Source organism: Cytobacillus sp. BC1816 (genome assembly GCF_051353635.1).
GTDB classification, from domain to species: Bacteria; Bacillota; Bacilli; order Bacillales; family Cytobacillaceae; genus Cytobacillus; species Cytobacillus oceanisediminis_C.
Genome location: NZ_CP195611.1, coordinates 5,154,379 through 5,180,103, shown reverse-complemented (window position 1 = coordinate 5,180,103; position 25,725 = coordinate 5,154,379). Strand labels below are relative to the sequence as shown.

Below are 25,725 nucleotides of genomic sequence, written 5' to 3'. Positions count from 1 at the left end.
AATGAAATTTTTCGAACAAGTTTAATGAAAAATGGTTGACTGAATGCTCATTCATAATATAATGGGAGTAAGAGTAAATTCAGAAAATTATACTGTTTTTAAAATTTTCTAAGATAAAGAAAGGAGCACCATGCCTATGAACGGTTTATTATGGATCAACTTAATTGCATTTCTTCTTGTAACCGCTTACGCTGTCAGCCTGTTTGTCTATGTTGTGAAGACGCGGATTGAATATATCAAGCTTGGCAAAAAAGTGGATTTTGACGGCAAGGTGAAAGAACGCCTTGAGAAGATCTGGATCAACGTATTTGGCCAGAAAAAGCTTTTAAAAGATAAGAAAAGCGGAATCATCCACGTGATGTTTTTTTACGGCTTCATTCTTGTCCAATTTGGAGCAATCGACTTTATTATCAAGGGAATTAAGCCAGGTGCGCATTTGCCGCTTGGACCAGTATATCCTGGCTTCACCTTTTTCCAGGAAATTGTGACCCTGATGATCCTTGTAGCAGTAATCTGGGCTTTTTACCGACGTTATGTGGAAAAGCTTGTCCGTTTAAAACGCGGATTCAAATCAGGTCTCGTTCTTATTTTTATCGGAGGGCTCATGCTTTCCGTACTGCTTGGCAATGGAATGGGCATGATCTGGCATGGCCATGAAGGAACCTGGACAGAACCGGTTGCTTCTCTGATTGCCGGTGCATTCGCATGGATGGGGGAAACGGCTTCAATAGTTGTGTTTTACATCTCATGGTGGATTCACTTAGTATTCCTGCTCGCTTTCCTTGTGTACGTGCCGCAATCCAAGCACGCTCACTTAATCGCCGGACCGGCCAACGTATATTTCAACCGTCTGGATAATCCGGGGAAATTAAAAGCAATCGACTTTGAAGATGAGTCACAGGAAAGCTTTGGTGTCGGAAAGATTGAAGATTTTACACAGCATCAGATGATCGATTTCTATGCATGTGTGGAATGCGGACGCTGTACCAATATGTGTCCGGCTACCGGCACGGGTAAAATGCTTTCGCCAATGGATTTAATCCTGAAATTGCGTGACCATTTAACCAATCACGGTGCTGTTGTCACATCAAAGCAGCCTTGGGTGCCGACTTTCGCTTTTTCAAATACGAAAGGCAATCAGCTTGCCCTTGCAGCTGCGGGCCAGGGTGCAGAAGAAGCTGCTGCAGGCCTTGCATACAGCCCAAGCCTAATTGGCGAAGTCATTACAGAAGAAGAAATCTGGGCTTGTACGACTTGCCGAAACTGTGAAGACCAATGCCCGGTTATGAATGAACATGTTGATAAGATTATAGATCTGCGCCGCTACCTTGTTTTAACAGAGGGTAAAATGGATGCCGATGCACAGCGTGCCATGACCAATATCGAGCGCCAGGGAAATCCTTGGGGACTCAACCGCAAGGAGCGCGAAGACTGGAGAGAATCACGAGAAGATGTTCATGTGCCTACTGTGAAGGAAATGAAAAAGGCAGGAGAAGAGTTTGAATACTTATTCTGGGTTGGCTCCATGGGATCTTACGATAACCGCAGCCAAAAAATCGCTCTTTCCTTTGCAAAACTAATGAATGAGGCAGGCGTTAAATTCGCAATTCTTGGAAATAAGGAAAAGAACTCTGGTGACACACCAAGACGTCTTGGAAACGAATTCTTATTCCAGGAGCTTGCCACAAAGAATATTGAAGAGTTTGAGAAAAATGAAGTGAAGAAGATCGTAACGATCGATCCTCATGCCTACAACATTTTCAAAAATGAGTATCCGGATTTCGGATTAGAAGCAGAGGTTTATCACCATACTGAAGTTCTTGCCCAGCTTGTAGAAGAAGGCAAGCTGAAGCCGCAATATGCTGTGGAGGAAACGATCACATTCCATGATTCCTGCTATCTTGGACGCTACAACGAAGTGTACGATCCTCCGCGTGAAATCCTTAAGAGCATTCCGGGCGTTAAGCTTGTGGAAATGGAAAGAAACCGTGAAACCGGCATGTGCTGCGGAGCGGGCGGCGGCTTAATGTGGATGGAAGAAGAAACAGGACACCGCATCAACGTCTCACGCACAGAGCAGGCACTGGCAGTGAATCCATCCGTGATCAGCTCCGGGTGCCCATACTGCTTAACGATGCTTTCAGATGGCACGAAAGCAAAAGAAGTGGAAGAACAGGTTCATACGTACGATGTTGCCGAAATTCTCGAAAAATCTGTTATAGGTGAAAGCCAGAATTTAGCATCCTAACATATTGAAAGTGGAAATTGAAGCACTCAAGCAACTTTCAGCTAAAGCATTTTGACGAAAAATGTTTTTACCAGAATTTTGTGTAAAGTGTTTCAATTTCTGCTATTTTTCTAGTAAAATAGAAAGTGATAAAGCGCTTACAATTTTGCTTGTTTGCTGATAAGGAAGAAAATCCTTTGATTTCGCGGTTTTTTCGAGCGAGCGTTCAGTCAGCAAACGCACCTTCACTCATATTTAACTTCAACCAGAACTGCTTCATAGACCCGGTTTTTTTTCAAATTAATTATTAGAACATTTTAAATTAATAGTACAAGGGAGCGATTCTTTATGGGGAAAACCGTAATTCTTAGCGGGGTAAGAACACCTTTTGGAAAATTTGCCGGAGCGCTTAGCAGCTTTACAGCTTCTGATCTTGGCGGATTTGCAGTAAAAGAAGCACTGAACCGTGCCGGCGTCAATCCAGAGGATGTAGATGAAGTGATTCTCGGAACCGTTCTCCAGGGTGGCCAGGGCCAGATCCCTTCACGTCAGGCTGCCAGAAAAGCAGGCTTGCCATGGGAAGTGAAAACGGAAACGATCAATAAAGTCTGTGCATCCGGCATGCGAAGCGTCACACTAGGGGATCAGATTATCCGGGCGGGTGACGAGGAAGTCATCGTAGCCGGGGGCATGGAATCCATGAGCAATGCTCCTTATATTTTGCCGAAAGCGCGCTGGGGGCTGCGCATGGGTGATTCAACGGTTAAGGACTTAATGGTTCATGACGGATTAAGCTGCAGCTTCACAGGCGTCCATATGGGAACGTACGGAAACTCGACAGCTAAAGAGTTTGAAATCAGCCGTGAAGCACAGGACAACTGGGCGCTAAGAAGCCATGAACGTTCCATTGCAGCAATGGAATCGGGTAGATTGGCAGAGGAAATCGTGCCGGTGGAAGTGCCGCAGCGAAAAGGTGAGCCAATCATTGTTTCCCAGGATGAATCGCCGCGCAAAGATACTTCCTTAGAAAAGCTGGCTAGGCTGGGATCGGTTTTTAACTCTGATGGAACGATCACTGCGGGGAATGCGCCTGGCGTTAACGACGGAGCAGCTGCATTAGTATTGATGAGCGAAGAGCGGGCAGAACGCGAAGGCAAAAAGCCGGAAGCTTATATTCTTGGCCATACAGCTCTAGCAGTGGAAGCCAAGGACTTCCCGCAAACCCCTGGGCTGGTCATTAATGCTCTATTGAAAAAGACTGGAAAAACCCTGGAAGAAATTGAGCTATTTGAAATTAACGAAGCATTTGCGGCTGTTGCTTTAACAAGCGGAAAAATTGCCGGTCTTGATGAAGAGAAAGTGAATGTTAACGGCGGTGCTGTCGCCCTTGGCCACCCAATCGGCGCAAGTGGAGCGAGAATCATCCTAACACTGATGCATGAACTGAAGCGCCGCGGAGGCGGAATCGGCATTGCGGCCATCTGCAGCGGCGGAGGCCAGGGAGATGCGGTAATGATTGAGGTTCCGAAGCAGTAATCTGTTTTGGGACGGTGACTGCACCTGGAAAAACGCCGTCTTATCGCCCAAATGAGAAGCAACTGATCATTTATCGGCCGAAATTAGAATTTTTACGGCCGAACCAGACAGTTTATCGTCCAAATGAACAAAGAAGTTTCGAATGAACATCTTACCTGCCAAATTTGGCTATTTAACGGCTAATTTCATATAAGTACCGGCCAAGTCGACAGAAATACAGGCCAAAGCCCAAGAACGGAGGATACAAAAATGAACGTAAAAAACATTATGGTAATCGGTGCTGGACAAATGGGTTCAGGAATCGCGCAGGTTTGTGCGCAGGCAGGCTACAGCGTCATCTTAAACGATCTAAAGCAGGATTTTGTTGAACGCGGCCTTGGTGTGATTAAAAAGAATCTTTCCCGACAGGTGGAAAAAGAGCGCATGACAGCGGAAGAAATGGAAACAGTGCTTAAAAATGTAACCGCTTCAACTGATCTGCAGGACGCAAAAAAGGTTGAGCTCGTCATCGAAGCAGCCGTTGAAAATATGGAGATTAAAACAAAGATCTTCAGCCAGCTGGATGAAATCGCTCCAGATCATGCGATTCTGGCAAGCAATACATCATCCCTTCCCATCACAGAAATCGCAGCTGCCACAAAACGTCCGGAAAAAGTCATCGGCATGCACTTTATGAACCCGGTGCCAGTGATGAAGCTAGTAGAAATCATCCGCGGCCTTGCGACTGCCGACGAAGTGTATCAAACCATCGAAGACATCACAAAGACGCTTAAAAAAGTGCCTGTAGAAGTGAATGATTTTCCTGGATTCGTATCCAACCGCATCCTGATGCCGATGATCAATGAAGCAATCTTCACGCTTTATGAAGGGGTTGCGACAAAAGAGGCCGTTGATGAAGTGATGAAGCTTGGCATGAACCATCCAATGGGACCGCTGACTTTGGCTGACTTCATTGGCCTGGACACATGCCTGTATATTATGGAAACCCTGCATGAAGGCTTTGGCGATGATAAATACCGTCCATGCCCGCTGTTAAGAAAGTATGTAAAAGCTGGCTGGCTTGGCAAGAAGACAGGCAGAGGCTTCTACGTTTACGAATAATAATCACAGGAGCCCGGCTAAAAAGAGCCCGGCAGCATCGGAGGGTATACAAATGAACCTGAGATTTACAGAAGAGCAGGAAATGATGAGAAAAATGGTGCGCGATTTTGCCCAGACGGAAATCGCCCCTTTTGTGGAAAAGATGGAGCAGGGAGAGTTTCCAAGGGAGATTCTCCGCAAAATGGGTGAGCTTGGCCTGATGGGAATACCGATTCCTGAAAGATACGGCGGATCCGAAATGGACTTTACCTCTTACATTATCGCCATCCATGAACTGTCCCGAGTAAGTGCGACAGTTGGCGTTATTTTATCGGTCCACACATCGGTTGGAACAAACCCAATCCTTTACTTCGGTACAGAAGAGCAAAAGCAGAAATATATTCCGAAGCTTGCTTCAGGCGAGTATCTCGGAGCCTTTTGCCTCACTGAACCGAGCGCAGGCTCAGATGCGGGAAGCCTGAAGTCCCGTGCAGTAAAAGATGGAGACGATTATGTCATTAATGGCTCAAAAGTGTTCATCACGAATGCTGGAGAAGCAGACGTATATATTGTATTTGCATCCACAAATCCGGAACTTGGCAGCAAAGGCATCTCCGCATTTATTGTAGAGAAAGATACGCCAGGCCTTGTATTTGGGAAGGATGAGCACAAAATGGGCTTGCACGGCTCAAGAACCCTTCAGCTGACATTTGAAGATATGCGTGTTCCTTCTGAAAATCTTCTCGGCAATGAAGGAGAAGGCTTCAGGATTGCAATGGCCAATCTGGACGCAGGACGGATCGGGATTGCTTCACAGGCGCTTGGAATTGCAGAAGCAGCCTTTGAAGCAGCCGCAAGCTATGCGAAGGAACGTGTACAGTTCGGCAAGCCGATTGCTGCTCAGCAGGGTGTCGGATTCAAGCTTGCAGACATGGCGACAAGCGTTGAAGCATCAAAACTATTAATCTATCGCGCAGCAGACATGCGCCAGCGCGGCATTAAATGCGGACTAGAAGCCTCAATGGCAAAGCTGTTTGCATCCAAAACAGCAGTAGACGTGACAACAGAAGCCATACAGGTATTCGGCGGCTACGGCTACACGGAGGACTATCCGGTTGAGCGCTACTTCCGTGATGCCAAAATTACCGAAATCTATGAAGGCACAAGCGAAATTCAGAGGATTGTCATCAGCAAACAGCTGTAAAGAAGCAGACCAATAATGAATTCACCATATAATCAACGAATCCATATAAAGCGAGGGAAAGACAATGAATTTCCAATTGAGTGAAGAGCATGAAATGATCAGAAAAATGGTGCGGGATTTTGCCAGGAATGAAGTGGCGCCCACTGCTGCTGAGCGTGACGAAGAAGAACGCTTTGACAGAGAGATTTTCGACAAAATGGCGGAGCTTGGCTTAACAGGGATTCCTTGGCCTGAAGAGTACGGCGGAATCGGCAGCGATTACCTTGCTTACTGCATAGCAGTTGAAGAGCTTTCCAGAGTATGTGCCTCAACAGGCGTAACTCTTTCAGCGCATACATCTCTGGCAGGCTGGCCGGTTTTCAAATTCGGAAGCGAAGAGCAAAAGCAAAAATATCTAAAGCCTATGGCACAGGGTGAAAAAATTGGAGCGTATGGCCTTACTGAGCCAGGCAGCGGTTCAGATGCCGGCGGAATGAGAACGACGGCACGTCTTGAGGGTGATCATTACGTCTTAAACGGCAGCAAAATTTTCATCACAAACGGCGGAATCGCAGATATCTATGTTGTATTTGCCCTGACAGACCCAGCTTCCAAACATAAAGGAACAACAGCGTTTATCGTGGAATCCGGCTTTGAAGGCTTCTCAGTCGGCAAGAAGGAAAAGAAATTGGGTATTCGTTCCTCGCCTACAACTGAAATCATTTTCGAAGAGTGCAAGGTTCCAGTTGAAAACGTTCTGGGAAACGTGGGCGAAGGCTTTAAAATTGCCATGATGACACTTGACGGCGGCCGCAACGGCATCGCTGCCCAGGCAGTCGGGATCGCGCAGGGCGCACTGGATGCTTCTGTTGAATATGCAAAAGAACGCCAGCAGTTCGGCAAGCCTATTGCTGCCCAGCAGGGAATCGGATTTAAGCTGGCGGACATGGCCACAAGCATTGAAGCTTCAAGACTATTGACTTATCAGGCAGCATGGCTGGAATCAGAAGGGCTTCCATACGGAAAAGAATCTGCCATGTCCAAACTTCTTGCTGGTGATACGGCCATGAAAGTAACAACGGATGCCGTCCAAATCTTTGGGGGTTACGGATATACAAAGGATTATCCGGTAGAACGCTTCATGCGCGACGCCAAAATTACGCAAATCTACGAAGGCACACAGGAAATTCAGCGTCTCGTAATCTCTCGTATGGTAACGAAATAAATGTTCTTAAAACGGGCTGTTTTGGTAAAATTCGTGCCAAAGAGCTGCTGACTAGGTTAAGCAATGAGTTGATTTCAGCGGAAGGTGAGATCCCCGAAAATGCTACCGCATTTTCTTTCGGGCGGTGTTTTTCCGGGGAAGCTTATTCAGCGTCCTTCGGGAGTAGCGGGACAGGTGAGACCCCACAAACGCGTAGTGTCGGGAGACTCACCGCCCGCGGAAAGCGAGCATCCTGGAGCGGAAATCAACGGGCAGAATTCATAAGCTAAAACACATTGATAAAACAGGCATATGATTCGCGGGAGGCGGTAGGTAAACAATGAAAAAACGGGAAGTGCAGGCTTCTGTTAAAGATGAGCGCCTTGTCAAAAAAAGGCGTGATCAGATGATTAAAGGTGCCGTCACCCTTTTTATCCAAAAAGGGTTCCATCGTACAACAACTAGAGAGATCGCAAAGGCATCTGGTTTTAGCATTGGAACGCTTTATGAATACATCCGGACGAAGGAAGACGTCTTATATCTGGTTTGTGACAGCATTTATGACCAGGTCGCTGAGCGGCTTCAAAAAGGCCTTGATACAAAGCAGGGAACACTTGAAAGCCTGAAGCAGGGCATCGCCGACTATTTCAAGGTGGTCGATGAAATGCAGGATGAAGTGCTTGTCATGTACCAGGAAGTAAAGGCGCTGACAAAAGACGCGCTTCCATATGTTCTGAAAAAAGAAATTGAAATGGTCGGCATGTTCGAGCATGTCATTACACTTTGTGTCGAGAACGGGGAATTGGACCTGCCGGAGGAAAAAATCAAAATGATTGCCCATAACATTTTTGTCCAGGGGCAAATGTGGGCATTCCGCCGCTGGTCACTGCAGAAAATGTACAGCATCGATGAATATATCCAGCTGCAGACCAATCTCCTTTTTCAAGGAATAAAGGATTCGGGAAGAGTCTCGGAAAACGCTTAATAATAACGCGCAGGCATCAGCAGCACTGGTGCCTGCGCTTACGGACAAGGGGGAGAACGATGAGCAATCCAGAAGTCTATAAGCCGGAAAATCATATTCGCTTCGTTACGGCTTCCAGTCTATTTGACGGACATGATGCTTCCATTAATATTATGCGCCGCATCATTCAGGCAAGCGGTGCAGAGGTCATCCACCTCGGGCATAACCGTTCTGTGGAGGAAGTCGTAAATGCTGCGATCCAGGAAGATGTGCAGGGCATCGCCATTTCCTCTTATCAGGGAGGACATGTCGAGTACTTCAAATATATGTATGATCTTTTGAAGGAGCGAGGCGCATCCCACATCCGCATTTATGGCGGAGGGGGCGGTGTCATTATCCCGAAGGAAATCAAAGAATTGCATGACTATGGGATCGCGAGGATTTTCTCTCCGGAAGATGGCCGCCAATACGGCCTCCAGGGGATGATTGATCAAATGATCAAGGAGTGTGATTTCCCTACGTTCACAGCTGAAGCATCCGAGCAGATTGAAAAGCTTCAGGATGGGGAAACCAATGCCATTGCCAAGCTGATTACGCTGGCTGAGCATCAGGTAACCGTAGGCAAAGAAGCGGCAGCATCGCTTGAGCCGGTCATGGAGAAAGTGAAGTCACTGGAAAAGCAGGTGCCTGTAGTGGGTATTACGGGTACAGGAGGTGCTGGAAAAAGCTCGCTGACTGACGAATTGATCCGCCGTTTCATTAATGAAATTCCGGAGAAAAAAGTTGCGATTCTTTCTGTTGATCCGACAAAGCAAAAAACGGGCGGTGCGCTTCTTGGCGACCGTATCCGCATGAACGCGATCTTTAATCCGCGAGTCTATATGCGTAGCCTGGCAACAAGAAATTCCCGCAGCGAGCTGTCGCTTGCGATTCAGGATGCGATATCTGTTGTCAAAGCAGCCGGCTTTGACCTGATTATTGTGGAAACAAGCGGAATCGGGCAGGGAGATGCCGGCATTACGGAAATTTGTGATGCTTCCATGTATGTCATGACAAGTGAATTCGGCGCGCCTTCCCAGCTTGAAAAAATTGATATGATCGATTATGCAGACTTGATCGTCATTAATAAATTTGAGCGCAAAGGTTCTGAAGATGCCATGCGTCAGGTGCAAAAGCAATACCAGCGCAGCCGGATGCTGTTTGAAAAAGAGCTTGAAGATATGCCTGTCTACGGAACCATTGCCAGCCAGTTCAATGATCCTGGCACAAATGCGGTGTTTGCGGCACTTGTGGAAACGATTAATGAAAAAGCAGGAACAGACTGGGAGACAAGTTTTACAAAAAACGCAAAAGTTGAAAAGCAGAATGTGATTATCCCGAATGAACAGCGCTATTATCTGCGCGAAGTTTCAGAAACAGTCCGCGGCTACCACAAGAAAGCCGAGGAGCAGGCCGATCTTGCCCGCAAACTGTTCCAGTTGGAAGGGGCTCTGCTTGCTGTGAAAGAACAAGAAGGTAATGAAGAAGTCATTGCTTCTCTTGACGCCATTAAATCAGCAGCAGAAGAGAAGCTGTCTGCTGAAACAAAGAAAATCCTTGCTGGCTGGGATGATCTAAAGGAAAAATACTCAGGCGAGCAATTTGTGACAAAAATCCGCGATAAAGAAATCGTGACGGTTTTAAAAACAAAAAGCTTATCCGGACTGTCCATTCCAAAAGTCGCACTGCCTAAATACAAGGATTACGGAGAAATCATCCGCTGGGTATACAGAGAGAACGTGCCGGGTTCATTCCCTTATACAGCCGGTGTTTTCCCATTCAAACGCGAGGGGGAAGATCCGAAAAGACAGTTTGCCGGTGAAGGTACACCTGAACGGACAAACCGCCGCTTCCATTATCTTTCCAAAGATGATGCTGCGAAGCGTCTGAGCACAGCGTTTGATTCTGTAACCCTATACGGGGAAGATCCTGACTACCGCCCGGACATTTACGGAAAAGTCGGGGAAAGCGGAGTCAGCATCTGTACGCTGGATGATATGAAGAAATTGTATGCAGGATTCGATTTGTGCCACCCATCTACATCTGTATCGATGACGATTAATGGACCGGCACCGATTATATTGGCGATGTTCATGAATACGGCCATCGAACAGCAGATTGAAGCAAAAGAGCAGGAGCTTGGCCGCGTGCTGACACCTGAAGAATTCACAGAAGTAAGGGCGAAAACGCTGCAGACTGTCCGCGGTACGGTTCAGGCTGACATCTTAAAAGAAGATCAGGGACAGAATACTTGTATCTTCTCGACGGAATTTGCTTTGAGGATGATGGGGGATATCCAGCAGTACTTTATCGACCATAAAGTCCGCAATTATTACTCTGTTTCGATTTCGGGTTACCATATCGCAGAAGCGGGTGCAAATCCGATTTCTCAGCTTGCTTTTACATTGGCAAATGGCTTCACCTATGTAGAGTATTATTTGAGCAGAGGCATGAACATCAATGATTTTGCACCAAACCTTTCATTCTTCTTCTCCAATGGGCTTGATCCGGAGTATACGGTGCTTGGCCGTGTAGCACGCCGCATCTGGGCAACGGTTATGAGAGATAAGTATGGCGCCAATGAAAGAAGCCAGAAACTGAAGTACCATATCCAGACTTCAGGGCGCTCTCTGCATGCACAGGAAATTGATTTTAACGATATCCGCACAACGCTGCAGGCATTAATGGCGCTTCAGGATAACTGTAATTCCCTTCATACTAATGCTTATGATGAAGCCATCACGACACCGACAGAAGAGTCTGTGCGCCGTGCGATGGCCATCCAGATGATCATTACTAAAGAGCACGGATTATCGAAAAATGAAAATCCGCTTCAGGGTGCATTTATTGTAGATGAGCTGACAGACCTTGTGGAAGAGCAGGTGCTGAGAGAGTTCGAGCGCATCAATGACCGCGGCGGCGTGCTTGGCGCCATGGAGACGCAATACCAGCGCGGCAAAATCCAGGATGAATCCATGTACTATGAAATGAAGAAGCACACTGGCGAGCTTCCAATTATTGGGGTCAACACTTACTTGAACCCAAATCCTCCATCAGAGGATGAAATGAACAACATGGAGCTTGCAAGGGCAACAAAGGAAGAAAAAGAAACGCAAATCCGCAATCTGCGCAGCTTCCAGGAACGCAACAAAGATAAATCGGAAGAGGCACTGAAACAATTGAAGGAAGCAGCAGTCAGCGGCGGCAACATTTTTGCCGAACTGATGGAAACCGTCAAAGTGGCAAGCCTCGGCCAAATCACCCGTGCACTATACGAAGTGGGCGGACAGTACCGACGGAATATGTAAAACCAAATGGATCCACAGGGCCTGCAGCTGCAGGCCCTTGTTTTCTGCACTATTATTTAACATAGAATTAATATAAAATACATCCATATCCTATATAATGGAATCAATACATAGCAGTGTACTTCGGGGACCCTGAGGATGTGAAAAAATGAAAAAAGTCTTGCTCTACGCAGCCATACTTGCAGCTGCTGCAGGAGTTTACTTCTTATATGGTAAACAGCTGGGAGCTATTGCATTCTTTGTGCTTTCCTTCTGCTTCACCTGGCTCGCCTATAAAAAATGGGATCGGCCGTTAAGGGGGAGGAAAAGAAGGAGGGCCGATTAGCTGCTTTTTAACGGAAGATCTTAAAAAGTAAATTGTCTTGTGAATGCAGACAGAGTTTTTATGCTGAGTTAATTGGAGCGGAGGGCACTTGATCCTCGAAAATGCTGGCGCATTTCCTTCGTAAGGTGTTCATTCGAGGAAGCTTATTCAATGTCCTGCGTCAGAAGAGGGAGCGGGAGACCTCGCAGGCGCAGCCGAGGAGGCTCCCGTTCCTCCCCGCGGAAAGCAAGCGCCTCGTGCTAAAATTAACGGACATCATTCAAAGCCCTATTAAGATAATTTAAAATCAAGAATAAATCGCATAAAAATACGAAGAACAGCAGATATAACTGGCATAAACCGTAAAAATTTGTTTATAATGAAGAATATGCCTTCTTGGAGGCTGTCCGCACGCATTTGCATACAGCTGCGGAACTTCAGCTTTAATAGTTTGATTTGCGCTGCAGAATGAGCGTTTACATAGGGAAAGGAAGTGCTGATATTGAGTTTGGAACAGTTCTCAAAAGAAGAATTACAAGAAATGTCATTGATCGAAGTGGCTTATGAACTTCTAACAGGCAAAAAGGAACCAATGGCCTTTAATGACATTATGAATGAAGTGGCTAAACTTATGAACCTTTCAGAGGAACAAGTCAGGGGAAAAATTGCACAATTCTATACAGATTTAAATATAGATGGCCATTTTATCGGATTAGGCGATAACCGCTGGGGCCTTCGTTCATGGTATCCGGTTGACCAATATGAAGAAGAAATCGTTACCGTAATCAAGCCTAAGAAGAAAAAGGCGAAGAAAAAGGACGACGAGGATCTCGATCTTGAAGATTATGATGAGCTTGATGAAGAAGATATCGATTACGACGATATCGACGGATTCGACGATGATGATCTGACAGAAGACGATGATGACGACCTTCTTGACGATGACGATGATCTTGATGATGATGACGATGAGTTCGAAGACGATGCTGAAATAATCGATAAAGATGAAGAATACGACCTTGGCGATGAGGACGAAGAGCTTGAGGAAGATGACCTCGACACTGAGGAAGACGAAGAAGATTTATAATCTTGACTTTTCGTTTCAGGGCTTGTAGAATACTTTTTGGGCTCCTTAAAAAAGGACGATTCGTTTAGACGCTAATAGCGCTCCCTTACTTACTTAAGTAAGAGGGGCGCTTTTTATTTTTTTATAGGCCATGTGCCTTTTTAAAAGAGCTAAACCATCCCTTTGCGATAAGCTTCCGCTGAGAAAATCGGAGGCTGAACAATAGAATTTTTATCATCAAGTCTTTAAACCAGCATCATTATGCACAAACTGATATCAAGGGGGAATTTTTCATGACTAAGTATATTTTTGTTACGGGCGGAGTTGTTTCGTCACTAGGAAAAGGAATCACGGCAGCATCACTTGGCCGCTTATTGAAAAACAGAGGGTTAACGGTTACAATTCAGAAATTCGACCCTTACATAAATGTGGATCCGGGAACAATGAGCCCGTACCAGCATGGTGAGGTGTTTGTAACAGGTGATGGCGCGGAGACTGACCTGGACTTAGGTCACTATGAGCGTTTTGTTGATATTAACCTGACTAAGTACAGCAGTGTAACAACTGGCAAAATCTACTCAACTGTCCTTAGAAAAGAGCGCCGCGGAGACTATAACGGCGGAACGGTACAGGTTATTCCGCATATCACAAATGAAATTAAGGATAAAGTTTTCCGTGCAGGCCATGAAACGAATTCTGATGTGGTCATCACAGAAATCGGCGGAACAGTAGGGGATATTGAGTCACTTCCATTCCTTGAAGCGATCCGCCAGATTAAGAGCGATATCGGCCGCGATAATGTGATGTACATTCACTGTACATTGGTTCCTTATATCAAGGCAGCAGGCGAAATGAAAACAAAGCCTACACAGCACAGTGTTAAAGAACTGAGAAGCCTTGGCATTCAGCCAAACGTAATCGTTCTTCGTACAGAAATGCCAATTTCCCAGGATATGAAGGATAAAATTGCGCTATTCTGTGATATCGATAAAGAAGCAGTTATTGAAGCAACAGATGCGGATACATTATATTCTATACCACTATCCCTTCAAGATCAGAAGCTTGATGAAATCGTCTGCAAGCATTTAAAGCTGAATTGCGGAGAAGCGGACATGGCCGAGTGGAAGCAGCTGGTCGACAAGGTTCTGAACCTTTCCAAAAAAACCAAGATTGCTCTTGTTGGTAAATATGTTGAATTGCAGGATGCTTACATTTCAGTTGTCGAAGCCTTAAAGCATGCGGGTTATGCTTTTGATTCTGATATAGAAATCAAATGGATCAACTCTGAAGAAGTGGACAGCAGTAATGTCAATGAGCTGCTTCAGGATGCTGACGGCATTCTGGTTCCAGGCGGATTTGGCGACCGCGGCATTGAAGGGAAAATCCTTGCAATTCAATATGCGCGTGAGAACAAAAGGCCATTCCTTGGCATTTGCCTTGGCATGCAGCTCGCTTCGATTGAGTTTGCAAGAAATGTACTGGGACTTGAAGGGGCGCATTCTGCAGAAATTGCTCCTGAAACCCCGCATCCAATTATCGACCTTCTGCCTGAGCAAAAGGATATTGAGGATTTAGGCGGAACGCTAAGACTTGGTTTACAAGCTTGTAAATTGAATGAGGATACAAAAGCCTTTGAGGCGTACCAGGATGAAGTGGTATATGAGCGTCATCGCCATCGCTATGAGTTCAACAACCACTATCGCCAGGATATGGAGAAAGCAGGCTTCGTCTTCTCTGGTACAAGCCCGGATGGCCGTTTAGTGGAAATCATTGAGGTGAAGGATCACCCTTGGTTCGTTGCTTCCCAGTTCCATCCTGAATTTATCTCAAGACCAACTCGCCCTCAGCCATTATTCCGTGAATTTGTCGGGGCGTCATTGAAATTTAGCGAGAAATTATAAAGTGTGAAAAATCCCTCCGGAATGCGGAGGGATTTTTTTGTCTGAATCGTTTTTGAATGATTTCTGCAAAAAATAAAATTCAGAAATTTTAGTATTGATTTTGAAAAGGTTTTCATTTATACTTTCACTAAACCGATTTACTAAACCGATTTACTAAATCGGTTTTGCGAGAGGATAGTACAACATGAAAAAAATAACGATGTTAGATGTTGCACAAAAAGCAAATGTATCAAAGAGCACAGTTTCACAGTATATCAATAATCGCTACGAGTATATGGCAGATTCTACTAAAATGCGAATTGAAGAGGCCATTCGCGAGCTGGGATATATCCCGAATTTCGTAGCTAAAAGTTTGAAGCAAAAGAAGTCATCAACCATTGGGGTGATTGTTGCCAATATACTGCACACGTTTTCGACAGAAATAATCAGGGCTATTGAAGATGTCTGCGAAAAAAATGAATTTCATTTGTTTGTCTGTAACGCAGACGATAATCCGGAAAAAGAACGTGCATACATTGATATGCTCTTAGCTAAACAAGTTGATGGTCTAATTATCTTTCCAACTATCGGAAATGAAGATCAATATAAACGGCTTAAGCTTTCAAATTTCCCCATTGTTTTTGTAGATAGAAAGCTTGAAAAAACGATTTATCCAACACTGCTTTTGGATAACGAGAGAGCAGCTGAGATTGCCGTTCAGGAAATCGTCCAAAAAGGCCATAGGAAAATAGGGCTGATATCCATGTCCTTAAGCCAAAAAGTGACACCCCGGATTGAACGGATAAATGGATACAAGAAAACGCTGAAACAAAATGATTTGCCTGTAAAGGATGAGTGGATTATTGCGGCAGAAAGAAAAGACATTATCCCTGAACTGGAAAAAATGTGGCTGAACAAAGAAACGCCAGAGGCATTTTTTGCTACAAACGATCTATCGCTCATTGAACTTTTGAAATTTTTAAGAAAAAAGAATTTAAAGGTTCCTGAAGATGTAAGCGTTATCGCGGTAGATGACTCTGATTTTCTGGAAATCTCGGCAACGCCGATAACAGCCATCAAACAGCCGACCTTTGAAATTGGCAATGATGCCGCTTCTGTTTTATTAGATTTAATTAGAAATCCTCGATTTGAGGAAGTGTACGAGATTAAAAGATACGCTCCTGCTTTAGTTGAGCGGGAATCTTTATAGAGTGTTAGGAGAGAAAAATAATGTCATCACCATTCAAAGTGTTAACAATCGGAGATGCCATGATAACACTGAACCCAGCTGTAAAAGGACCACTTAGATATGTCACCCAGTTTGAACGCAAGGTGGGCGGTGCAGAACTTAACTTTGCCATTGGATGTGCAAGGCTCGGGTTAGGCAGCAAGTGGATTAGCCGGCTGGGGGAAGATGAGTTTGGCAGAGTCATATATAACTTCGCTCGTGGAGAGGGCGTTGATGTATCGGGTGTAGATTTTGTAAGCGGCCGCCCAACATCACTTAACTTTAAGGAAATTAATGAGGATGGATCAGGCAAGACATTCTATTACCGATATAACTCGCCTATTTTAACCTTGACACCGGATATGATTCAGGAAGAACTGTTTGAAAATATAGATCTTGTCCATCTTACAGGTGTTTTCCTTGCTATTGACCCAAAGAACATCGAAATTGCCGCAAAAGTGATTGAAGCTGCAAAACAAAAAAAGATTCCTATCTCCTTTGATCCAAACATCAGACTGAAGCTTTGGTCGATTGAAGAAGCGAGAAAAGCGTATAAAGAAATTCTTCCGCATGTTGACATCCTGCTTACGGGATTAGAAGAGATCAGGTTAATAAGCGGAATGGAAGAAGAAGATGAACTTGCGCTATTTGCCAGAGAATATGGCATCAGGGATTTGGTCTTAAAGGATGGCGCTAACGGATCAAAGCTACTCCGGAATGGCGATTGGACACGGGCAGAAAGCTTTCATGTGACTCCCGTTGATACTGTCGGAGCTGGAGATGGATTTGATGCGGGATACATTTATGGCTGGCTGAACGGCTTCAGCAAGGAAAGGCTGCTTCAATTTGCTAATGGCGTAGGCGCCCTGGTTACAACCGTCTCGGGCGATAATGAAGGCCTTCCTTATCTTAATGAAGTAAACGCTTTTATCAATAATGACCTTATCGTTGAAAGATAAGAGGTGGACAATGGATACGATTCATACCATTCTCAAAGAAATGAGAGCAGTATGCACACATGTCGATAAGAATGAATACGACTCTTTCGTAGCACTTTTAAAGAGTGACGCTCGTTTTTTCTTTAATGGGGAAGGCCGTTCAGGCTTAGTGGCAAAGGCGATTGCCATGCGTCTTATGCATAGCGGCAAGACAGTCTATGTTTTGGGGGAAACGACAACACCGGCCATTCAGGAGAACGATATATTAATCGTTTTATCTGGCTCAGCCAAAACAGGACAGACAATAAGTTTTTCTGAAAACGCCTTCAGGGCGGGGGCAAAAGTATTTTTAATAACCACTAATAAAGAGGCGGTACATAAGCCATGCTTTACCGGGGGAATGCAGATTCCTGCAGCGACAAAATACCGTCATTCAGGAGAACCGAATACGATTCAGCCGCTTGGAAATCAGTTTGATCAGGCCGCACATCTTATCTTAGATGCTGCAATTATTGATAGTTTATCAGAAAGAAATTCAAACGAAGAAATGGTCAAGAAACATACGAACCTGGAGTAGGGGGATCATTATGTCTACTGTGACAATTCATCATAAAGAAGCTATGAAACTAGTAGTGCAGAAATTAACAGATGCCGGCTTAATGCAAGAACATGCAGAAAAAGTTGCGGAAATACTGGTTCATGCGGATTTAAGAAATGTTAATTCACATGGTGTTTTACGTACTGAGCATTATGTGAATCGTCTTAATGCTGGGGGAATTAATCCTAAAGCGGAGATTACATTCAATAAAACCGGCCCTGTGACAGGCGTAGTCGATGGGGATGACGGATTTGGACACGTCATTGCAGATGAAGCCATGAATCATGCCATCCATATGGCAAAGGAAAATGGTGTGGGAATGGTAACAGCCATTAATAGCAGCCATTGCGGGGCACTAAGCTATTTCGTTCAAAATGCGGCAGAGGAAAACCTGATTGGGGTAGCGATGACCCATACTGATAAAATTGTCGTGCCTTTTGGAGGCAAAGATGCTTTCCTTGGAACCAATCCAGTCGCCTATGGCGTACCGGCAAAATCACATAAACCATTCATCCTGGACATGGCAACATCGAATGTAGCACTGGGGAAGATCCTTCAATATAAGGAGGAAGGGAAAGAAATTCCAGAAGGGTGGGGTGTGGACGAGAATGGGAAAACCGTAACAGATCCTTCCCAAGTTGTTTCACTTTCTCCGTTTGGCGGGCCTAAGGGCTATGGGCTATCAATGATTGTCGACATCTTCTCAGGTTTGCTTGCAGGTGCCGCTTTTGGGCCGCATGTTGCCAAGATGTATGGAGACCTGGATAAGAAACGGAAACTTGGCCATTATTTCTGTGCAATTAATCCGGCATTCTTTACGGATGCAGAAGCATTCCTTGAGAATATGGATCAAATGATGGCAGAAATCCGCCAGGCACCTCCGGCTCCGGGCTTTAAAAGTGTTCTTGTTCCGGGTGAAATTGAACAAATGAATGAAGAAAGAAACCTTGAAAAAGGGATAACAATTGCTTCAACTGTCCATCAGTTTTTAACAAACTAAACCTATAGAAAAAGGGGAGAATGATAATGAAATTGAAGTGGTTATCTGGTGTTTTAGCAGCTGCAATGATGCTTAGTGCCTGCGGTTCCGGCGGTTCCAATGGTGCAAGCGGTGAGAAGCAGGATGGAGAAGTAATTAAGTGGAAGTTTGGCCACTTGGCAGACGAAAATCATATTTGGCATAAAACGGCTGAGGAATTTGCAGATCTGGTTAATGAAAAAACAGACGGACAAATTGAAATTCAAATTTTCCCGAATAACTCTCTTGGAGGAGAAACAGATACAATCAATGCTATCCAGGCGGGTACAGCTGACTTGGTCATTTCTGGTGAAACCATGCAAAACTGGGCACCTAAAGCTGCTTTAATGGCAGTACCGTATGCCTTCCGTGATCTTGACCATGTAAAAACGGTTGTAGAAGGGGAAATCGGTGAAGAAATTGAAAAGGAAATCACTGAAAAAGTTGGCTTGACTCCTTTGTATTATCATACACGTGCTCCACGTAACTTGACTTCAAGTGAACCTATTGAGTCACCATCTGATTTAAAGGGCTTTTCCATGCGAGTGCCAAATGTTCCGTTGTTCCTGAAAGTCTGGGAAGCCGCAGGTGCTAAGCCGCAGGTTATGGACTTCAATGAAGTATTTACCGGCCTCCAGCAAGGAGTTATTAAAGGACAGGAAAATCCGGTTGACTTAATTCAGAGCGGCGGATTGTATGAGGTTCAAAAGTATGTGAATCGTACAGAGCATGTATATTCATGGATTTATATCCTAATTGGCAACAAGCAGTTTGAGGCTTTGAATGATGAACAGAAAAAGGCTGTGACAGAAGCAGCTGCAGAAGCGCAGGCATTTGGAGAAAAACTTTATGATGAAGAGATTTCAAAGATAGAGTCTGAGCTAGAAAGTGAAGGAATGGAGTTTGTTGATGTTGATCAGGATGCCTTCCGTGAAAAAATGCAGCCTGCGATCAAAGATAGCCTTAAGCCAGAACAGTATGAGCTTTATGAAAAAATTCTAGAGGCAGAATAATAGTCTTATTGGAACAAGTTAAAGGCACCGCTGACTATTTTGCCAGCAGTGCCTTTAATTAAAGGAAGGAATGGAAAAATGAAGATTCGAACTTGGCTTGACCGAATATTAGCCTTTTTGACTGTTATAAGTTTTTCAGGGGTTATTATCGTGGTTACCATCCAAATCATGTCGCGCTATCTTCCCTACACAGCCATTTGGACTGAAGAACTTACGCGATATTTGTTTATATACTCCATTTGCTTTGGGGCACCGCTAGCTTTGCTTCGAGGCGAATTTATTAATGTGGATCTGATTCTCACGAAAATGTCACATGCTTTTCGCCGGTATTATGAAATTGGAATTTATTTGCTGATTATATGGTTAAGCGGGGTTCTTGTTAAAGAAGGATGGTTCTTTACACAGCTAGGGGGAAACCAGACTTCAGCCACAATGCCTTTTCAGATGTCGGTAATCCATGCTGCAATATTTATCATGAGTTCGTTTTTAATACTGTATTCCATTGTCAAAATCATTAGGCTAATTCGAAATGAAGAAGACTTTAATTCACAAATGGGTGGTGGGGAACTATGATGGCAGCCATTTTGTTTTTCTCGTTCATAATCCTGATATTCTTAGGCGTGCCAGTAGCATTCAGCCTTGGCCTATCTTCACTTTTTTATTTAATACTGGCTGATATCCCATTAAGCATCATTCCGCAAAAAATGTTTGGAGGATTAAACTCCTTTGTTTTGCTCTGTATTCCCGGGTTTATTCTGGCAGGAAACTTAATGAATGCTGGCGGTATTACAGATCGCATCATTCAGTTTGCGAATAATTGCTTCGGCCATATCCGCGGGGGGCTTGGCTTAGCGAATGTTGGATCCTCAATGGGATTTGCAGGTATTTCAGGTACAGCTTTGGCAGACACAGCGAGTATAGGAGCTATTCTTATTCCTGCAATGAAAAAAGAAGGGTACGGAGCAGGCTTTTCTGCTGCTGTAACGGCATCGTCTTCAACAGTTGGACCTATTATACCGCCGTCACTTCCAATGATTATCGTGGGTACACTTGCGTCTGTATCAATCGGTGACCTGTTTTTGGCCGGTGCTCTTCCAGGTTTATTACTTGGCGTTGGTCTAATGATCCCCACCTATATTATCTCTGTTAAGAGAAATTATCCCAAAGGTGAAAGAAAGTCATTAAAGGTAATATGGAAAAGCTTTACTGGTGCATTCTGGGCGTTGTTTATGACAGTTATTATTTTATATGGAATTCTAGGAGGCTACTTCACACCGACTGAAGCTTCAGTCATTGCGGTATTGTATGCCTTTGTCATTGGGATTTTCGTTTATAAAGAACTTCCTATTAAAAAAATACCGGAAATTATGCTCTCATCCATGACAGGTACCGCTTCGATCATGCTTCTTGTAGGCTTTGCCAACCTGTTTGGCTGGATTATGGTAAGTGAGCAAATTCCTCAAATGGTTGCAGATGCCATTCTGGGGATTTCAACAAACCCAATTGTTGTTATTTTATTGATTAATTTGCTGCTGTTGTTTGTTGGAACGTTCATGGAGACGATTGCTGCTCTGGTTATATTATTCCCGGTGTTATTGCCTGTAGCTGCATCCATCGGTATGGATCCGGTTCAATTTGGCGTCATGATGGTATTGAACCTTGTTATTGGCCTTGTAACACCGCCAGTTGGGGTATGTCTATTCGTAGCATCCCAGATTGGCAAAGTCTCAATTGGAAAAACAGCAAAAGAATTACTGCCATTCTTAGGTGTCAGCCTGGCTGTCTTAATGCTTGTGGCTTTCGTGCCGCAAATCTCAATGTTCCTTCCGAGTTTATTTGAATAGGGGGTAAAAAAATGAAAGCAGTTCAAATTCCAAACACAATGGAAATGGAAGTTATTGAATTAGAAAAACCGGTCATCAGCAATCCTGATGAGGTTCTAGTGAAAGTTAAAAGAGTTGGAATATGCGGGTCTGATATGCATATTTACCATGGGACAAACCCGCTTGCGACCTACCCGAGAATTGTTGGCCATGAAGTGGCAGGAGAAGTCGTTGAAGTCGGGTCAAATGTTTCAGGAATGAAGCCTGGTGACCATGTTGTAGTGGAGCCAATCCGCTATTGCGGAGAGTGCTACGCATGCCGAAAAGGACGTCCGAATGTATGTCAGTCTTTATCTGTTTTTGGTGTTCATGAAGATGGAGGCTTGCGGGAGTTCTTTGTATTGCCTGAAAAACAGCTTCATGTTGTGAATTCATCTTTAGAATGGGATGAAGTCGTATTGGCTGAACCCTACACCATTGGAGCTCAGGCTGTATGGCGCGGGGCCGTTGAAGAAGGAGATACTGTATTCATCCAGGGAAGCGGCCCGATAGGCATATGCATTTTAAAAATGGCAAAGCTGCAGGGTGCTAGGGTCATTATCAGTGATTTGAAGCAGGAACGACTAGCATTTGCAAAAGAAAATGGGGCAGATGAAATCATTCATGCATCGGAAGAGTCTGTAGAAGAGCGGGTATTGGAATTGACAGATGGTGAAGGACCAAATGTAGTGATTGATGCAGTATGTCTGCATTCTACCTTTGAGCTTGGCGTAAATCTTGTATCGCCTGCCGGCACGGTAGTTGTTCTGGGGTTTGATGATCGGCCATCCTCTATTCCACAATTGCCAATAACGAAAAAAGAAGTAACCATTGTCGGTTCGAGGCTTCAGACAAACCAATTTGAAAAGGTTGTTTCTCTGCTGAATGCAGAAAAACTTCAATCAAACGGTTTTATTACCCACCATTTTCCGATAAGTGAAGTGCAGGAAGCATTCCAATATGTAGAGAACAATCCTGACCAGGTTCGAAAAGCAGTTATTGTTTTCGATTAAGGGGAGATTAGATGAACTTAAAAATAGAGAAACTGAATCAGCTATCAGAATCGAAAGTGGTCGCAGTTGTGCGCGGAAAAACACCAGAAGAAGCGATTGATATTTCTGAAGCTGCCATTGAAGGCGGATTTCGTGCTATTGAAGTGACTTATACTACACCTGAAGCGGAAAAAGTGTTTCAGGCGCTAAGAGGTTCAGACGGTGTAATCGGGGCTGGGACAGTTCTGGATTCGGAAACAGCCCGCCATGCCATTTTAAATGGGGCGGAATTTGTTGTTAGTCCGCATTTTGATAAGAATATAGCCTTGCTTTGCAATCGATACAGCATTCCATATCTTCCTGGATGCATGACCATAACTGAAATCATGACCGCTCTCGAATATGGCTGTGACATTGTAAAGCTGTTCCCGGCCAATCGTTTTGATCCATCATTTATCGGTGCAGTCAATGGTCCCCTGCCACAGGTGCGCATCATGCCAACTGGCGGGGTGAATTTAGATAATGTCGGTGCGTGGCTTGAGGCTGGCGCTGTCGCAGCCGGCATTGGAAGTGACTTAAACAAGGCATACAGAGCTGGCGGTAAAGAATCAGTAAAAGCACTTTGTGGAAAATATGTCGAAACGATTAATGGAGGCGGCGGAAAATGAATATGACCTTTCGCTGGTATGGAAGGGATAATGATACCGTAACTCTTGAACAAGTGAAACAGATTCCCGATGTGAAAGGAATCGTTTGGGCCCTTCATAGAAAGCCTGTCGGGGAAGTTTGGGAGACAGAAGAGATTAAATCTGAAGTTGAGTATATAGAGTCCTTTGGGTTTCATGCAGATGTGGTGGAAAGTGTTAATATACATGAATCTATTAAGCTGGGAAACAATGAAAGGGACTTATATATAGAAAATTATAAGAAAACCATTCGAAATCTGGCTCAATTTGGGGTTAAAGTTATTTGCTATAACTTTATGCCTGTCTTTGATTGGACGCGGACTGACTTATACCGCGCCCTTCCAGATGGCTCAACAGCGTTATTTTATGAAAAGAACAAAGTGGAAAATCTGGATCCGCATGATTTAATTAAAACGGTTTCTGAGGCTTCCGATTTGACTCTTCCAGGCTGGGAGCCAGAGAAAATGTCCCGGATTAAAGAATTATTTGCGGCTTATCAGGATGTAACTGCAGAGGACTTATGGGGCAATCTGAGCTATTTCTTACGGGAAATTTTGCCGGTGGCAGAAGAAGCAGGCATCAAGATGGCTATCCACCCGGATGACCCGCCTTGGTCTATTTTTGGCCTCCCGCGAATCATGACGGGAGATGAAAGTCTGCAGAAGCTCCTTTCTATCTCTGATTCACCATCGAACGGCATTACCTTTTGCACAGGATCGCTGGGAGCCAATCCGCAAAACGATATGGTTGAACTCGCAAGGAAATTTGCCGAAAGGTCACCATTTGCACATATCCGAAATGTAAAGATATTCGAAAACGGCGATTTTATTGAAACTTCTCATTTAACAGCAGATGGATCCATCAATATAAAAGGTGTGGTTAAAGAGTTATCTGAGATTCAATTTGAGGGTTACGTGCGACCTGACCACGGAAGGCATCTTTGGGGTGAAGAATGCAGACCGGGTTACGGATTATATGACCGGGCTCTTGGAATCATGTATCTTCACGGATTATGGGATGCCTATCAATCTGAGAAATAAGGAGAATGCTAATGTTTCCAATACATGAAAATTTAAATGGAAAAACAGCGGTAATTACTGGAGGAAGCGGTGTGCTTTGCTCGGAAATGGCCAGGGAGCTCGCAAGACACGGGGTGAAAGTGGCCATTCTTAATCGTACAGCAGAAAAGGGAGCTGCGGTATCAGCCGAAATTGAAAAAGCAGGGGGAACAGCGATTGCTGTTGCAGCAGACGTCTTAGATCGTGAATCCATGGAAAAGGCAAGGGAAGAAGTGATCAGCCACTTTGGCAGTGTAGATATACTAATTAATGGAGCAGGCGGGAATCACCCGGATGCCATTACTTCTGTAGAAACCCATAATGTGGAGTCTTCTTCTGAAAAGTCCTTCTTTGATATGGATGAGAAAGGCTTCTCCCAGGTTTTTGCCAGCAACTTTACCGGAACTTTTTTAGCCAGCCAGGTTTTTGGCAAAGAACTGCTAAAGCAGGAATCACCTATCATTATTAATGTCTCATCAATGAGTGCTTATTCGCCAATGACAAAAGTGCCTGCCTATAGTGCAGCCAAATCAGCCATTAATAATTTTACAATGTGGATGGCTGTACATTTCGCAGAAACAGGTTTGCGGGTAAATGCAATTGCACCGGGATTTTTCTTAACAACTCAGAACCGCAATTTATTATTAAATCAAGATGGTTCCCATACGGCCAGGTCAGAAAAAATTATTGCTCATACACCAATGAAAAGATTTGGCCAGCCGAAAGATTTGCTCGGTGTACTGCTGTGGCTTGCTGATGAAGAATACTCCGGCTTTGTCACTGGTGTAACAGTGCCTGTCGATGGCGGCTTTATGGCCTACTCAGGAGTTTAATATAAAAAATACGGCCACAGGAAGTATTCCTGTGGTTTTTTCCCTTATAAATTACATTTCTAAAAGAAGGAGAATAGAAGTGAAAATTCAGCTTGCACTTGACCGCTTAACCGAGCAGGAATGCTTCTGTATCGCAGATGAAACTTGTGAAAATATCGATTGGATTGAGATCGGGACGGGCGTGATTAAAGAATATGGTATGAAGATAATTCGGGAAATGAAGGCTGCCTATCCAGAAAAAACAATTGTGGCGGATATGAAAACTTGTGATGCAGGAAAATATGAAGCAGAACAGGCCTTTAGAGCAGGGGCGGACGTTATGACTGTGATGGGCTTTTCGCATATCAGCACGATAAAGCAGGCATTAGAGATTGCAAATGCCGCCGATAAAAGAATTATGATTGATTTGCTGGGAATTCAGGACGCAGAAAGAGTTAAGAGTCTATATGATTTGGGGGCGGACTTATTTTGTCTCCATATAGGAAAGGATATGCAGAAAGAGGGTTCTATAGCGGATCCCGCTTTATTTAGCCTGGTAAAAGGGTTAAATGATATCGAAGTTGCTATTGCAGGCGGGATTTCAGAAAAAACGATCGGAGAATTGAAGGATAGTATTGCAGATGTAGTCATTGTTGGAAGTGCCATTACAGGTAATCAAGCACCAAAAGAAGCTAGCTCAGCAATAAGAAGCCAACTGCAAAAATGACA

22 protein-coding genes are annotated in these 25,725 nt (G+C 44.4%); all 22 read left to right on the top strand.

The features are described from left to right. Positions 1–136: 136 nt before the first annotated feature. The 22 genes from ACR42H_RS26010 (at position 137) to hxlA (ending at position 25,723) form a co-directional block, all read left to right on the top strand. A complete protein-coding gene (locus tag ACR42H_RS26010; RefSeq protein WP_436374193.1) occupies positions 137–2,248 on the top strand; it encodes a heterodisulfide reductase-related iron-sulfur binding cluster in 2,112 nt (703 codons plus the stop codon). Positions 2,249–2,575: 327 nt separating this feature from the next. Then, on the top strand, positions 2,576–3,763 hold the full coding sequence (locus ACR42H_RS26005) for an acetyl-CoA C-acetyltransferase (RefSeq protein WP_436374191.1): 1,188 nt from the start codon (positions 2,576–2,578) through the stop codon (positions 3,761–3,763). Between the two features lie 249 nt (positions 3,764–4,012). Continuing rightward, positions 4,013–4,864, top strand: coding sequence for a 3-hydroxybutyryl-CoA dehydrogenase (locus ACR42H_RS26000; protein ID WP_436374189.1), 852 nt, complete (start codon positions 4,013–4,015; stop codon positions 4,862–4,864). A gap of 52 nt (positions 4,865–4,916) precedes the next feature. Further along, complete coding sequence (locus tag ACR42H_RS25995; protein ID WP_113882383.1) at positions 4,917–6,047, top strand: acyl-CoA dehydrogenase; 1,131 nt, start codon at positions 4,917–4,919, stop codon at positions 6,045–6,047. A gap of 64 nt (positions 6,048–6,111) precedes the next feature. Then, entirely contained in the window at positions 6,112–7,251 is a 1,140-nt protein-coding gene (locus ACR42H_RS25990) for an acyl-CoA dehydrogenase (protein ID WP_113882382.1), read from the top strand. Between the two features lie 319 nt (positions 7,252–7,570). Continuing rightward, the gene (locus tag ACR42H_RS25985; protein WP_113882381.1) at positions 7,571–8,215 is read left to right on the top strand and encodes a TetR/AcrR family transcriptional regulator; all 645 of its coding nucleotides are present in this window, start codon (positions 7,571–7,573) and stop codon (positions 8,213–8,215) included. A 59-nt stretch (positions 8,216–8,274) separates the two neighbouring features. Continuing rightward, the gene (gene icmF, locus ACR42H_RS25980) at positions 8,275–11,541 is read left to right on the top strand and encodes a fused isobutyryl-CoA mutase/GTPase IcmF (protein ID WP_436374186.1); all 3,267 of its coding nucleotides are present in this window, start codon (positions 8,275–8,277) and stop codon (positions 11,539–11,541) included. Positions 11,542–11,689: 148 nt separating this feature from the next. Next, on the top strand, positions 11,690–11,866 hold the full coding sequence (locus ACR42H_RS25975; RefSeq protein ID WP_166672489.1) for a hypothetical protein: 177 nt from the start codon (positions 11,690–11,692) through the stop codon (positions 11,864–11,866). Positions 11,867–12,347: 481 nt separating this feature from the next. Beyond that, positions 12,348–12,932 (top strand): DNA-directed RNA polymerase subunit delta, encoded by a 585-nt coding sequence (rpoE, locus tag ACR42H_RS25970; protein WP_436374184.1) that lies wholly within the window; start codon positions 12,348–12,350, stop codon positions 12,930–12,932. Between the two features lie 272 nt (positions 12,933–13,204). Continuing rightward, positions 13,205–14,812 (top strand): CTP synthase, encoded by a 1,608-nt coding sequence (locus ACR42H_RS25965; RefSeq protein ID WP_113882377.1) that lies wholly within the window; start codon positions 13,205–13,207, stop codon positions 14,810–14,812. A gap of 184 nt (positions 14,813–14,996) precedes the next feature. After that, complete coding sequence (locus tag ACR42H_RS25960; protein WP_436374182.1) at positions 14,997–16,001, top strand: LacI family DNA-binding transcriptional regulator; 1,005 nt, start codon at positions 14,997–14,999, stop codon at positions 15,999–16,001. A gap of 20 nt (positions 16,002–16,021) precedes the next feature. Beyond that, positions 16,022–16,978 carry a sugar kinase gene (locus ACR42H_RS25955; RefSeq protein WP_113882375.1) on the top strand — a complete coding sequence of 319 codons (957 nt, stop codon included), beginning with the start codon at positions 16,022–16,024 and terminating at the stop codon, positions 16,976–16,978. 10 nt (positions 16,979–16,988) lie between these two features. Beyond that, positions 16,989–17,534 carry a 6-phospho-3-hexuloisomerase gene (hxlB, locus tag ACR42H_RS25950; RefSeq protein ID WP_436374179.1) on the top strand — a complete coding sequence of 182 codons (546 nt, stop codon included), beginning with the start codon at positions 16,989–16,991 and terminating at the stop codon, positions 17,532–17,534. 10 nt (positions 17,535–17,544) lie between these two features. After that, positions 17,545–18,555 (top strand): ureidoglycolate dehydrogenase, encoded by a 1,011-nt coding sequence (gene allD, locus ACR42H_RS25945; protein ID WP_113882373.1) that lies wholly within the window; start codon positions 17,545–17,547, stop codon positions 18,553–18,555. A gap of 26 nt (positions 18,556–18,581) precedes the next feature. Beyond that, positions 18,582–19,586 carry a TRAP transporter substrate-binding protein gene (locus ACR42H_RS25940; protein ID WP_436374177.1) on the top strand — a complete coding sequence of 335 codons (1,005 nt, stop codon included), beginning with the start codon at positions 18,582–18,584 and terminating at the stop codon, positions 19,584–19,586. Between the two features lie 78 nt (positions 19,587–19,664). Continuing rightward, complete coding sequence (locus ACR42H_RS25935; RefSeq protein WP_113882371.1) at positions 19,665–20,159, top strand: TRAP transporter small permease; 495 nt, start codon at positions 19,665–19,667, stop codon at positions 20,157–20,159. After that, positions 20,156–21,430, top strand: a complete 1,275-nt coding sequence (locus ACR42H_RS25930; protein WP_436374175.1) for a TRAP transporter large permease — start codon at positions 20,156–20,158, stop codon at positions 21,428–21,430. The genes ACR42H_RS25935 and ACR42H_RS25930 overlap by 4 nt, the downstream gene beginning before the upstream one ends. Before the next feature lie 11 nt (positions 21,431–21,441). After that, the gene (locus ACR42H_RS25925) at positions 21,442–22,461 is read left to right on the top strand and encodes a zinc-binding alcohol dehydrogenase family protein (RefSeq protein ID WP_436374173.1); all 1,020 of its coding nucleotides are present in this window, start codon (positions 21,442–21,444) and stop codon (positions 22,459–22,461) included. 11 nt (positions 22,462–22,472) lie between these two features. Next, positions 22,473–23,108, top strand: a complete 636-nt coding sequence (locus ACR42H_RS25920) for a bifunctional 2-keto-4-hydroxyglutarate aldolase/2-keto-3-deoxy-6-phosphogluconate aldolase (protein WP_436374171.1) — start codon at positions 22,473–22,475, stop codon at positions 23,106–23,108. Continuing rightward, positions 23,105–24,166 carry a mannonate dehydratase gene (gene uxuA / locus ACR42H_RS25915; protein WP_436374169.1) on the top strand — a complete coding sequence of 354 codons (1,062 nt, stop codon included), beginning with the start codon at positions 23,105–23,107 and terminating at the stop codon, positions 24,164–24,166. The genes ACR42H_RS25920 and uxuA overlap by 4 nt, the downstream gene beginning before the upstream one ends. Before the next feature lie 11 nt (positions 24,167–24,177). Beyond that, positions 24,178–25,017 carry an SDR family oxidoreductase gene (locus ACR42H_RS25910; RefSeq protein WP_113882366.1) on the top strand — a complete coding sequence of 280 codons (840 nt, stop codon included), beginning with the start codon at positions 24,178–24,180 and terminating at the stop codon, positions 25,015–25,017. Between the two features lie 79 nt (positions 25,018–25,096). Next, on the top strand, positions 25,097–25,723 hold the full coding sequence (gene hxlA, locus ACR42H_RS25905) for a 3-hexulose-6-phosphate synthase (RefSeq protein ID WP_113882365.1): 627 nt from the start codon (positions 25,097–25,099) through the stop codon (positions 25,721–25,723). Positions 25,724–25,725 lie beyond the last annotated feature (2 nt).